The 13,057-nt window shown below is 36.1% G+C and carries 12 protein-coding genes and 1 pseudogene; 3 read left to right on the top strand and 10 right to left on the bottom strand.

The window, feature by feature from the left end:
* Positions 1-34: 34 nt before the first annotated feature.
* The 5 genes from hemW to gpr all read right to left on the bottom strand — a co-directional run bounded on the left by hemW (position 35) and on the right by gpr (position 6,189).
* Positions 35-1,180 carry a radical SAM family heme chaperone HemW gene (gene hemW / locus GZA11_RS11595; RefSeq protein ID WP_163183912.1) on the bottom strand — a complete coding sequence of 382 codons (1,146 nt, stop codon included), beginning with the start codon at positions 1,178-1,180 and terminating at the stop codon, positions 35-37.
* A gap of 77 nt (positions 1,181-1,257) precedes the next feature.
* Positions 1,258-3,093, bottom strand: a complete 1,836-nt coding sequence (gene lepA, locus GZA11_RS11600) for a translation elongation factor 4 (RefSeq protein WP_163183914.1) — start codon at positions 3,091-3,093, stop codon at positions 1,258-1,260.
* Between the two features lie 231 nt (positions 3,094-3,324).
* A complete protein-coding gene (locus GZA11_RS11605) occupies positions 3,325-3,639 on the bottom strand; it encodes a DUF3679 domain-containing protein (RefSeq protein WP_038536275.1) in 315 nt (104 codons plus the stop codon).
* 17 nt (positions 3,640-3,656) lie between these two features.
* A complete protein-coding gene (spoIIP, locus tag GZA11_RS11610; protein WP_163183916.1) occupies positions 3,657-4,853 on the bottom strand; it encodes a stage II sporulation protein P in 1,197 nt (398 codons plus the stop codon).
* A 217-nt stretch (positions 4,854-5,070) separates the two neighbouring features.
* Positions 5,071-6,189, bottom strand: a complete 1,119-nt coding sequence (gpr, locus tag GZA11_RS11615) for a GPR endopeptidase (protein WP_038536281.1) — start codon at positions 6,187-6,189, stop codon at positions 5,071-5,073.
* A gap of 242 nt (positions 6,190-6,431) precedes the next feature.
* Here gpr and rpsT point away from each other — a divergent pair, with 242 nt between their 5' ends.
* The gene (gene rpsT, locus GZA11_RS11620) at positions 6,432-6,692 is read left to right on the top strand and encodes a 30S ribosomal protein S20 (protein ID WP_038536284.1); all 261 of its coding nucleotides are present in this window, start codon (positions 6,432-6,434) and stop codon (positions 6,690-6,692) included.
* A 30-nt stretch (positions 6,693-6,722) separates the two neighbouring features.
* Here rpsT and holA read toward each other — a convergent pair whose 3' ends face one another.
* Entirely contained in the window at positions 6,723-7,739 is a 1,017-nt protein-coding gene (holA, locus tag GZA11_RS11625) for a DNA polymerase III subunit delta (protein WP_163183926.1), read from the bottom strand.
* A gap of 336 nt (positions 7,740-8,075) precedes the next feature.
* On the opposite strand from holA, the gene GZA11_RS11630 reads away from it, so the two are divergent.
* Positions 8,076-8,210: a YqzM family protein gene (locus GZA11_RS11630; RefSeq protein ID WP_038536293.1), complete on the top strand. Its 135-nt coding sequence runs from the start codon at positions 8,076-8,078 to the stop codon at positions 8,208-8,210.
* 70 nt (positions 8,211-8,280) lie between these two features.
* On the opposite strand, the gene GZA11_RS11635 is transcribed toward GZA11_RS11630, so the two are convergent.
* The 3 genes from GZA11_RS11635 to GZA11_RS11645 form a co-directional block, all read right to left on the bottom strand.
* Positions 8,281-10,608 (bottom strand): DNA internalization-related competence protein ComEC/Rec2, encoded by a 2,328-nt coding sequence (locus GZA11_RS11635; protein ID WP_163183918.1) that lies wholly within the window; start codon positions 10,606-10,608, stop codon positions 8,281-8,283.
* A gap of 80 nt (positions 10,609-10,688) precedes the next feature.
* Complete coding sequence (locus GZA11_RS11640) at positions 10,689-11,150, bottom strand: ComE operon protein 2 (RefSeq protein ID WP_163183920.1); 462 nt, start codon at positions 11,148-11,150, stop codon at positions 10,689-10,691.
* Positions 11,151-11,221: 71 nt separating this feature from the next.
* Complete coding sequence (locus GZA11_RS11645) at positions 11,222-11,869, bottom strand: helix-hairpin-helix domain-containing protein (protein WP_235924990.1); 648 nt, start codon at positions 11,867-11,869, stop codon at positions 11,222-11,224.
* An 89-nt stretch (positions 11,870-11,958) separates the two neighbouring features.
* Between GZA11_RS11645 and comER the strand changes: the two genes are divergently transcribed.
* On the top strand, positions 11,959-12,783 hold the full coding sequence (gene comER, locus GZA11_RS11650) for a late competence protein ComER (protein ID WP_163183922.1): 825 nt from the start codon (positions 11,959-11,961) through the stop codon (positions 12,781-12,783).
* 117 nt (positions 12,784-12,900) lie between these two features.
* Here comER and GZA11_RS16740 read toward each other — a convergent pair.
* Positions 12,901-13,057, bottom strand: a pseudogene (locus GZA11_RS16740) (group II intron reverse transcriptase/maturase); the annotation flags it as partial.

Below are 13,057 nucleotides of genomic sequence, written 5' to 3' on the forward strand. Positions count from 1 at the left end.
ATCAAAAAGGGGGAATGGTGTCAATGATTAAGCGCTAAGTTAAATCCGTTCCTAAGAAAGCTTGAAACACTTCATTTCCCAACAGTTTTCCGGTTCTTGTTAAATAAATATAGTCATTTTTAACTTCAATCCATTTTTTATCGACTAGTTCTTTAATTTCCTTATTAAATAGTGTTAATGGATTTTGATTATATTTTTGATAAAACTGTGAGATAGAAACTCCTTCTGTTTTGCGCAGCCCTAAAAACATTTCCTCCTCCATTTGTTCAGTTGATGTAACAATATGGTCTTCATAAATAGGAAATTCATTATTGCTGATTCGGTCGATATACTTTTTTATTGGACCAATATTAGAACGTCGAATTCCATTGATGTAACTATGGGCACCGGCTCCAAAACCGTAATAATGGTTATTATTCCAATAGGTTAAATTGTGCCGGCTTTCATATCCAGGAATGGAAAAATTGCTAATTTCATATTGTCGAACACCGTGTTTATCCATTTCATCCATTAATATCTCATACATTTGTGCTTCAATATCTTCCCCTGGTGTAGGGAGTTTGCCCTTTTTCATTAAATTATAAAACACAGTTTTTGGCTCGATAATCAACGAATAAGCAGAATAATGAGGTATATCTAATGAAAATGCCTTCTCTAATGATGCTTTATAATCTTCTATTGTTTGATTAGGTAAGCTATAAATAAGATCGATACTTATATTGGAGAAACCCAATGATTTTGCTAAATCAATCGTTCGATAAACATCCTTTGCCCGATGTACACGGCCGATCCTTTCTAGTAATTCATCATTAAAAGTTTGAACGCCAAGACTTAAACGGTTAACACCTGCATTCTTTAATATTTGTAATTTATCTTTTGATAATTCACCCGGATTTGCTTCAAATGTAAACTCTATATTTGAGCTTTTTGGAAGGTTATTATTTATACTTTCACAAAGTACGTATAACTGCTTCTCATTTAAGGAAGTAGGAGTTCCTCCACCGACAAAAATCGTGTCTAGCTCATTTGTTGGAAATTCTTGAAGAGTCATCTTTATTTCAAGATCTAAGGCATTTAGATACTCATCTACAGGCTGACCTTTTAAAAATACTTTATTAAAGTCACAATAATGACAAATATGTTCGCAAAAAGGGATATGGATATATGCCGCTTTTATCAATTTTTCAACCTCAATTCTACGAAACAAAAAGAGGCAGGAATCGCCTGACAAAAGGCTTGTCCTACCCTCCTTGTTTGTTATTGTTTACTATTGGAATCATCCATTTTTAAAACTGCCATGAAGGCTTCTTGCGGAACTTCAACAGACCCAACCTGTTTCATCCGTTTTTTACCTTCTTTTTGCTTCTCCAATAGTTTTCGTTTCCGGGAGATATCTCCACCATAACATTTAGCTAATACGTTTTTCCGCATCGCTTTAATGGTTGAACGTGCTACAATTTTTTGTCCAATTGCTGCCTGAACTGGAACTTCAAATTGTTGTCTAGGGATTAGTTCTTTTAGCTTCTCAACAATGACTTTTCCACGTTCATAAGCGAAATCTTTATGAACGATGAAGCTTAATGCATCAACCTTTTCTCCATTTAATAATATATCCATTTTCACTAGTTTGGATGGCTTATAACCAATTAATTCATAATCAAATGAGGCATAGCCTCTAGTGTTTGACTTCAATTGATCAAAGAAATCATATACAATTTCCGCTAAAGGAATTTCATAAACAATGCTTACGCGATTTTCATCCAAATATTGCATGTCAACAAAATTTCCGCGTTTTTGCTGGCAAAGTTCCATGATAGCACCAACATAGTCATTTGGTGACATCATTGTTGCCTTAACATAAGGTTCTTCAACGTGGTCAATTTTTTGCGGATCAGGCATATTTGAAGGATTATCTACATTGACAAGTGTTCCATCTGTCAAGTGAACATGGTAAATAACGCTTGGCGCAGTTGTTATCAAATCAATTTTAAATTCACGCTCAATACGTTCTTGAATGATTTCCATGTGAAGTAGTCCCAAGAATCCGCAACGGAAACCAAATCCAAGAGCCTGTGAGGTTTCCGGCTCAAATTGCAAGGCGGAATCATTTAATTGCAATTTTTCAAGTGCTTCACGGAGATCATTAAATTTTGCTGTATCAATTGGATATAAGCCACAATATACCATTGGATTTAATTTTCGATATCCTGGGAGTGGCTCAGCTGCCCCATTTTTGGCATTTGTAATCGTATCGCCGACACGAGTATCACTAACATTTTTGATTGACGCAGTCAGGAATCCAACATCACCAACTGATAACTCTTCACGCATTTCCGCTTTCGGTGTAAATACTCCAACTTCTGTAACCTCAAACTCAGCACCGGTTGCCATCATTTTAATTTTATCGCCAACCTTAACAGTACCTTCTACAACACGAATATAAGCTACTACTCCTCGATAAGCATCATATAGAGAATCGAAAATCAATGCTTTTAATGGTGCATCGGGATCACCAGTTGGAGCCGGAACTTTTTCTACAATCTGCTCAAGAATCTCTTCAATCCCAATCCCGGCTTTTGCCGAAGCTAAAACAGCTTCAGATGCATCTAAACCGATTACCTCCTCAATTTCATTGCGAACCCGTTCAGGGTCAGCACTTGGCAAATCGATTTTATTAATAACTGGCAAAATTTCAAGATCATTATCAAGAGCCAAATATACATTTGCCAATGTCTGTGCTTCAATTCCTTGCGCTGCATCTACGACTAAAATGGCGCCTTCACAAGCAGCAAGGCTTCGGGAAACTTCATATGTAAAATCAACGTGTCCCGGTGTATCGATTAAATGAAAGATATATTCTTCTCCATCTTTCGCTTTATATTTTAATTGAACAGCATTTAATTTGATGGTAATCCCGCGTTCACGCTCAAGGTCCATGGAATCTAACAGCTGATCCTTCATTTCACGGGATGATAATGCATTTGTTTTTTCTAAAATTCGATCTGCCAATGTTGATTTTCCGTGGTCAATATGGGCAATAATCGAAAAGTTTCTTATCTTCGATTGTCTTTTCAATCTCTCTTCTCTGTTCATGTCTTTCACTCCTACATTAACTCGCACACGTTCACTATTTTACGATTATATCAGCCCCACTTTCAATATTCAATTATAAAAGTAAAAGCGCCTTGTTCTGTCCAACAGATAAATATATTTCAACGAGAAAAATGATTATTTCCTTTTCCAGTCGTTATAAAATATTAAGATATATGTTGCTTGCCGAACAATTCTAGCTAAAAGAGCGGTACCTTTTAGGCACCGCCCCCATTAATCAGCAATCTTCTTAATTAGTTTTTCTGAAGCATTAGTCAAACTATCTGATAATTTCTTTCCCATATTAGAAAAGAAATTATAAGTACTTATTTCCTCAAGTTTTTTCTTTTTTGCTTCTAAATCATGGCTGGAGATCTTATTTCCTAAAATAGTAGCATCTCCTTCATTAATAGAAACAGCATTTTGGAAATTCGGATCATCATAACCCTTCATTTTATGAATTCCGTTATTTGCTAGCTCCATTCCCGTAAATACGGCGATAAACATAAGTCCTGTTATGATGAAACTTTTTAGCATGAACATTTTCATAAAGCTCACCCTTATTCCTATTGCTTATCTGTTGATTGTTCAACATTTTGATTGACGTTCTCTGCCTGCCAGAAGTATTCACTAAACACATCTGCAAGAGCGTCTGCCGACCGATTCAACTCATCAAAAGTATTATCAACACCACCGAACTCAATTAAGATCGCATTTTCAGAAAGATTCTGATTATATACAGCATTTCCATTATTACTTTTTACTATAACTCCACGGCTTAAGCCCTTATATTTTTTCTGTAATAGATCATGTAGTTTGGATGCAAGTTTAGCGTTTTTTTCATAATTCGGATTTTTACCACCAATGACAAAAGCGAGCCTTGCATAGGATTGACCATTGATTGATATAGTAGTATCCTTTTTCCTCCTTGAATCTCTATGAATATCGAAAAAATATGTTAAGTCACGGTTTGAGGCCATTGCAGCCTGAACTACTGCACGAGACTCCTGATATGATTTTGTATATTTCAAGCCCTTTTTGTTTAAGTTACCTTGAATATCTGTTTTATCAACAAATGTTCCAATGCCACGGTCCTCCAAACTACTTTTTAATTGATCGCCAATTTTTGTGACGTTAATTTGGGAATGATTTGCTAAATTAGGGTCAGTCACACCTTTCAGATATGGTAAGAAGGATTCCCGATTATGTGAGAAATATACATACACCACTTTCCTGTCACCAGTTGTCTGTCCAGGCGTACTGGAGGGGTTTTCATCTGGTGATTTATCAATTCCTTCAAGATTTTGTAATGCAGCTTCCTGTTCTGCTTTCATTATTTCATTCGGAGGAGAAGATTCAATAGGCATGTTTGTATAGTTGGTTCCTTCACCCGCAACTAGAATTTTTCCGTCAAATTGATAAAACCCAGGAAGTTCTCTCCCTAGAAGACTACGTGGGTCATCTAAATTAATATTGCTAGACAGTTTAAATACCACATTCGTCAAGGTTGGAACATTAACATCACGTTTTACTGTTAAAAAATGATGGTTTTCCCAGCCCATTAATTGGTATAGAAGATCCCCGTTTACATTCATCGACACATGATTAACGGAGGCGGATGACAGTCTGTATTGGGGTTTTAACGACGTCAAAATTCCACTTATTGAAAATATAAAAAGCATAAACAATAAAATAGTTGCCACTAATTTTAATAAACTTGTCCCTTGTATCAGGATAAATGTTCCTGATATTTTAGATTTCATAGTTCCACCTCGCAAATACGATTCTAGTAAATCTTATGACGTTACTAGAAATGGTAGAACCTTTAATAAGAGATAAAGCAAACATAAAAATTAAGATTAATACACAATACAATTATGAAATTCAATTAAAAACCCGAACTAATTAAAACTAACATAGAGTTTTAAAATAGTTCGGGTTTTCCTTAACTAAAAAACTTGTATCCCAACTTCATCGTTATTACCTTGTAATAAATCCCGCATTCTCTTGATTGACACTATGATGGAGAGAAGCATTTAATCCATTTGCAATTAAGTTTGCCATATCCTCAATAAAAACGTCGACTTCCTTTGGGGTTACCATTAAATTATGGCCAAGCGGAGACAAAACCTCATGAATTAACTTTCGTTTTTCATCCTCCGGAAGCGTCCCAACGATTCCAAGAAAGGTCTTCCGATGTTTCTCTTCCGGCAGGTCCTCCTCCGTCAGTTTTCTACGTTCTCCAAAAGTCATACCTGCTGGTGCCAATGCCCTGGATGGACGATCACCTTCTCTCATTTCTTTTCCGAAGTGTTTCAAAATAAAATCAATCGTATCGCTTGTAATTGAAACGGCATCTACCACAGTAGGAACACCTAAGGCGATCACAGGCACTCCCAATGTTTCTTTACTTAATTCCTTTCTCTTGTTACCCACTCCAGATCCGGGATGTATTCCTGTATCGGAAATTTGAATAGTTGAATTTACTCTTTCTATTGAACGTGATGCCAATGCATCGATAGCAATAACGAAATCTGGTTTTGTTTTTTCAACGACCCCAAAAATAATGTCACTTGTTTCAATGCCTGTGAGGCCCATAACACCTGGGGCAAGTGCACTGACAGAGCGATAACCTTCTTCCACACTTTCTGGCTGGAGTTGAAACAGGTGACGGGTAACAAGTAGGTTTTCACAAACCATTGGCCCAATTGCATCTGGGGTAACATTCCAGTTTCCAAGTCCGACTACTAAACAAGAATCTGTCTTTTTGATTCCTGACCCTTCTAGAAAGTGAGCAAATTCTCTTGCAAATATTTCTTCCACTTTCTGCTGGACTTCACTATTTTGTTGGCGTATTCCTTGTACCTCTAATGTCAAATACCGCCCTGCTTTTTTACCAATTTGCTTAGCTCCTTGCTCTGTCACTTCTACTAATGAAATTTTTATATCATCTACTTCTTTTTCCTTTATTATGACACCTTCAATTTGGGATAAGTTTTCTTCTTGTTCTACTGATTGCTGGGCTAAAACCATCTCCCGAGCTTCAATAGCCAAATCGGTACGAACAGTATATTTACTTAAATCAATCGGTTCATTCATTAACAATCACTCCCATGAATAATAGAAACTATTTCCTATTTTTTCCCCTGTTCCGATAAATCATTCAATGGATAATTAAACAAAGTGAATCAAGTCAAAATCCCAATAACCTTCCCCTTTTCTTAGAATTGTGTATTGCAATCTAGGTACCTGTTTGATAAAATATCATTTGTTGCGAATAAATGTTTATGAATGTTAAGTCGAGTTCACATAGTCTCGATTCTTTACAGGAGGTGAAAGTAATGCCTAACATTAAATCTGCGATTAAGCGTGTAAAAACTAGCGAATCTCGTAATGCTCAAAATACAATGGCAAAATCAGCTATGCGTACTGCAGTTAAAAAAGTAGAAGCTGCTGTTACTCTTAACGATGCTGCTGCTGCGAAGGAAGCTTTAGTTGTTGCTGCAAGCAAATTAGACAAGGCTGCTGCAAAGGGTCTTATCCATAAAAATGCTGCTGCTCGTAAAAAAGCTCGCCTAATGAAGAAAATTAATGCACTATAATAAAAAACGATTCCTGTTAGGAATCGTTTTTTATTTTTTTAATTTAAACAATAACATTTCGATTAACAGCGATTTATTCATGCTACCGGATTTCATTTGAAAATCTGCCTCGGCTAATTGATTGATTAAAGAAGATAACTCCTCATCAGTAAATTTAGAAGCTTGGCCAAGCGCCAACTTGACACGAAATGGATGGGTCTTTAAAATACCGGCAATTTGCTGCTGTCCGTAGCCCCGTCTCGATAGATCCTTCACCTGATAAATTAATCGAAATTGACCGGCAAGCAATGCCAATATTTTAATCGGTTCTTCATTCTGCTTTAATAAATCATAAAAAATTCTAAGTGCCTCATCTAATTTTCGATTTACCACTTTATCAATGAGTGTAAAAATATTTTGCTCCAATGACCTAGCAACAAGCTTGTCAACAAGATTTATATCAATTCGTCCCGATTCAGCCGCATACAAGGTTAATTTTTCTATTTCACTGGAAATCATAAATAAATTCGTTCCAACCAGTGCCATTAAATGTTCAATAGCCGCCTCATCTATCTCCATTCCATTGATCTTAACCCGATTATGAATAAAACTCTTTAATTCTTTTTCATTTAGCTTTTTTGCTTCAATTATCTCGGCATTTCTTTTCAATTCTTTCGTAATTTTCTTCCGTTCATCGAGTTTTTCATATGGAGCAGATAGGACCATAACGGAATAGGGTGCAGGCTCCTTAATATATGCTTCTAGCCTGGACAAATTATGCTCTACTTTTTCCTTTGATTTTTCAGCAGTTAAAAAAACAGGATTATGTAAAATAATAACTTTTCTCTCGCCTAAAAACGGGTATGTTTCTGCATCCTCTACCACTGCTTCAACTGGAGTTTCTTCCAGATCATACACAGCCAAATTAAATTCTTTTTCTTCTTCATTTAAAATTTGGTTCAATAATATTTGCTTCGTTTCATTAATTAAATATGCTTCTGTTCCATATAATAAGTAAATAGGAGCAATGTGATTTTGTTTTATTTTCCGCCAGCTTTCTAAAACCATTTTGTCCAAGCGCCCCCTTCATTTCATTCTATACTATCGTAATGAAGCTTGGACTATTTGACAAGTACGAACAAAGACTTGTTTAAGAAAAGCACATATTATAGGGAATTGACAACTCTCCTGATGCCAATTCCCTGATCTATGATGAACGCCTGCAATACCAACCCTAGGAATTGATATTTCAGACGGAGTTTATTTAGTTAAGCTTATTGTAGCCCTTTCTAAGTCGAACTATTTTGACAACTCTTGTCAACACAGGAAAAGCATTATGAGAGGTAGGCTAGATTTTTTTAAGCAAATAGCTTATACTATATGTTGAAATAGGAGGGGTAGACTGTGAACGAATTTGAGAAAAATGTCCAGAGCAAGCGGAATGACGCAATTGATTCTGCGGTAGGATTTATTGTTTCTTTTGGTTTTTTTGCTACCATGTTTATCATAGCTACAGTCATTAAAGTCGTTGGTTCGTAAAATAGGCTACATAAGTGTTATTAAGAGGCTGCTAATCTCTGCAGTCTCTTTTTCCTTTGATACTGCCATACTATGGCAAATAGGGTAAAAACGTTCCTTTTCCCCGGAAAAAACGATACGTAACAGCACCATGCATATCAGTTCGGTAAATAGTGATTTTCTTTTCATTAAGTCGATTTAAAACCTCTTGATGAGGATGTCCAAAACGGTTATTCTCACCCACAGAGATTAGAGCTATCTGAGGTGTAGTCTTCTGCAAGAATTCTTTACTGCTCGAAGTTTTACTTCCATGGTGTCCAACCTTTATAACATCGATATTCAAATTCGGATAATTCTTAATTATTTTCTGCTCTCCTTCTATATCTAAATCCCCTCCAAAGTACCAAGTTAATCCGCCAATAATGGCAAAAATTGCGATAGAACCACCATTTCTTTCGCCAACAAAGTTTTTTTCTGGAGCAAGGATATAAAATTGACCATATTTATTCCTCCAAGAGTTCCCTTCATACACTTTCCTAACTGGAATTTTCTTTTTATTTGCCAATTTCATTATTCGATGTTCCGCATCAGAAGGATCAGCAACAGATGGAAGCAGGATCTCTTTAACCTTCAACTCATTAATAATTGATACAGCTCCTCCAACATGGTCCATATCACCATGGGTTAAAATTAGTTTATCAATCGTTGTTATTCCTTTTCCTTTTAAAAATGGAACAACTACATCCCTCCCAACTTCAAAAGGCTTTGAACGTTGCCTCCACTTGTCTTCGTTAAAATTTACTGTCCCACCCGTATCAATAAGATAAGTTCCATTTCGAAAAGGCAGGTGAATGAGAATACTATCTCCTTGTCCGACATCAATCATCGTTATTTCTCCAAAGGGACGTAACCAATTCCATGTAGGCTGGATCGTAAAAAGGATAATTAACAATCCGAGAACTTTCTTTTTCCAGTTTGGACCTTTCTTCGTTTCCCAAATGTAAAAAATTAAACAAATAGTCAAAACATAAAAAAGAAGGAAAAATAAATTAGGCTTTCCTGGAACAAACGCTGCAAAATGAAGATCTCCGATCCAGGAAATTACTTTATTAAAAATGGTAATGATCTTATTCATCAAATAAGTCAAAATGGATGGCGTCTTATCGAACATCAGTTGGAAGAAAAATAAAAAATACACGGCAGGAAGATAAACAAAGGAAAATAACGGTATGTATACGATATTAGCAAATACCCCAATCAGTGATAATTCGAAGAAATGGTACAATAAAAATGGCATAGCTGCCAATTGTGCCACAATTGAAGTAGCTAACAACTTCATCCAGCTGTTCTGATGTTCATTGAGAACTTGCTGTGCCGATAAAATAATGGCAAAACTTACAGAAAAGGAGAGCTGGAAACCAATGTCGAATATGATCATCGGTTGAATGAAAACATATATGATAAATGTTAGGCTAATCGCATCGATAGGTACCAAATGAAGATGCTTATCCCACTTTTTAACAAATAAAACAAGGAATATCATGTGTGCAGCGCGAATTACTGAAGGGGTTGCTCCTGTAAGGAGGACGTAAATTGGGAGAATGAGAAGAAGACAATTAATCATAAACTGCCTAGTTAAACCTGCTCGAATCCCCAGGTAATAAACCATTCCTATTAACAAGGATACATGCAGTCCAGATATGGCCAATAAATGAACAATCCCTGTTTTTTGATAATCCTCAAGGACATCCGGATAAAACAGTTCACGATCACCAAAAATTAATGCAGCTGATAATGAAGCAATTTCAATTGAAAAATTCTTTTCCAAATAGCGGATGCCGGAAAATCGAAGCTGCTTAATAGATGTCAAGAGAGATTTGCTTTCTCTCTTACAAAATAGAAGTGGATTTTGATCAGCCTCTACGATCCAAAATATTTGCTTTGATTCCAAATATCTTCTATAATTAAACCCATTTGGATTTTTGGAAATTTTCGGTTTACTCATGGTGCCTGACACTTGACAAATGACTCCATAAAATGTTTGGTTTTGAAAATACTCTTTTTCTTTCTCTGATTTAATGGAGTAGCGGAGGATAAGTTTTTCATTATATCTTTTTTCTTTTGTTTGAATTTGTAATAAGTCACCATCAATTTTTGGGTCTTCGATATATTGAAGGAGAAAAGATGAGGTTGATTCAGGGAGTTTTGATTTATTCTCAGCAGCTTCATGCTTACCTATCATCATAAATATAAACGCAAAAACAATAATGATCATGAGATGTTTATGGGTGAATCTTTTATATTTATGTAAAAGGAAAAGATAAAAGAAGAATAGGAACAAAAAAGGAAGAAATGAAATCAGTACACATAACAAACCCAAAAATGCAGAAATGGCAAAATAAAGGTATCTTCCAGACATGATTTTCTTCTCCATTTAGTATTTTTTCGTAAAATTTTAAAAAGGGACGCCGAAAACATTTCGGCGTCTAAGTTCAGGAATTATGCATTGATCTTTCTAAAATCAATAACCGGTTCTGTTAACTCTACTTTCTCAACATTGACTCCTGCTTGCTCGAATAACTCGATAGCATACGGATGATTTTTATAATCCTCAGCATAATATACGGTTTTAATCCCTGCTTGGATTATGGCTTTACAACATTGCAGACAAGGAAAATGAGTAACATATATTTCCGCACCAGCCGTTGGAACCCCAAATTTTGCACATTGCAATAATGCGTTCATTTCAGCATGTATGGTACGAACGCAATGATTGTCAATGACATAACATCCTTTATCAATACAATGATCTCCGCCAGCAATGGAGCCGTTATATCCCCCAGCAATTATCCGTTTATCCCTAACAATGGTCGCCCCAACGGCCAACCTAGTACAAGTGCTTCGAAGGGCGAGCAAATGACTTTGTGCCATAAAATATTGATCCCATGAAATCCGTTTCACTTCACTCTCACTCCCTATTAACTACTTAATTTCTAGTTTATATAGCCTCTGCGATCTGGTCAACGTAAGAATTAACGTACGGTAACAGCATCTTTCAATTTTTCGAAGGTTTTTTCCCCGATTCCACTTATATTTTTTAAATCTTCTGCTGACTGAAATGGACCGTTTGTTTCCCGATATTCCATAATAGCTGCTGCCTTTGACGGCCCTATCCCTGGGATTTTTTGTAGTTCACTTTCATCTGCAGTATTAATATTAATCTTCCCTTCATTACTTCCTAATCCACCTGAAGCATGTACTCTTCCAACTTTTGAACCAGGTGTCACGAAGTCTTCTTCCCCCTTCGCAGGAATATAGATTACCATCGCATCTTGTACATGCTCCGCTAAATTTACTTTAGTTTCATCTGCAAGTTCTGTTAAACCTCCAGCCCTGCTAATAATATCAACTACCCGCTCTCCTTCATTTGCTTGATAAACACCTGGAAGTTTTACTTGCCCTTTCACATCCACCATCATGACTTCAGTATGGTCTGATGCCTTTGCAAGTTCTGTTGTTGATTCTTCAGTCTCTTCATTTTGAAATTTCTTCTCAGGTAATTGTGATGGTTCAGGCAATGGTGTCTCTAAGAAATTGTTGGTGAAATAATATACGCCAAACAATACAATAAACACCACTGCGACTACATAATATTTCTTTCCCATCAACCAGTCTTTCAATTTGTATTCATCCTTTCTTAAGGTATATTTTACAAAACGTGTTCATAAGGTTATAAGAGAAACTGGGAAGTGAAGGAGGGTTGTAATCAATGAATGTTGGTATTATCGGTACGGGAAATATGGGGAGAATCCTTATTGAAGCTTTCATTGAAGGAAAAGCCATTTCCCCTTCCTCTATAATGATTACTAACAGAACAATTGCAAAAGCCTTGCTGCTTAAAGATATATATAAAGATATAAAAATTGGTGCTAACGATATTGAAGTAGCAGCCGTATCAGATGTCATTTTTATTTGTGTAAAACCATTAGATGTTTTTAAAGTGATTGATAGGATTAATCCGTTTTTAACAAAAGAAAAATGTCTTATTTCTATTACTAGCCCAATCAGCACAAGCCAAATCGAACAAAAAGTACCTTGTTCAGTTATGAGAATTATTCCAAGTATTACAAATCGGGCACTAGCAGGGGTGTCATTATTTACGCTGGGGGAAAATTGCAGTGATTATTGGAAAGTAGAAATGGAGAAAATCATGTCGAAGGTTTCTGTTCCAATATACATTGACGATAAATTAACAAGAGTTGCTTCTGATATAGTTAGCTGCGGACCAGCTTTTTTCAGTTATTTGATTCAGTCTTTTATTAAGGCTGCTGTAAATGAGACTGAAATTGATGAAAAAACAGCAACCAATCTAGCGAGTCATATGCTTGTTGGAATGGGGGAATTATTGAAACAAGGACATTACACCTTGCCATCACTACAAGAAAAAGTGAGTGTAAAAGGTGGAATCACTGGTGAAGGGATTAAGGTAATGGAAAAAGAATTAGGAAACATGTTTGAACATGTGTTTCAGGCGACACATGACAAATTCCAAGAGGATTTGGAAAAAGTCGAATTGCAATTCTCACAACCATAATTCGACGAATGTTTACAAATTCCTTCAAATCTTTTAAAAAAAAATCGAGTAGGAGGGGGTGATTAACCCCCGTCCTCTCACACCACCGTACGTACGGTTCCGTATACGGCGGTTCAATCAAGATAAATGACGCAAGAATTCATAACGTTTCTGTAGACTTTTAAGCCCTTGGTTACTCCAATAGGAGTTTCCAAGGGTTCTGTGTAATATGGGACTTTTTGAGATTCGCCAATAACCTTTACGACTGTTCCCCCATTCATAAGCTTTCCATTCA

The sequence above is a fragment of the Neobacillus sedimentimangrovi genome (genome assembly GCF_010614825.1).
GTDB lineage: Bacteria > Bacillota > Bacilli > Bacillales > Cytobacillaceae > Neobacillus > Neobacillus thermocopriae.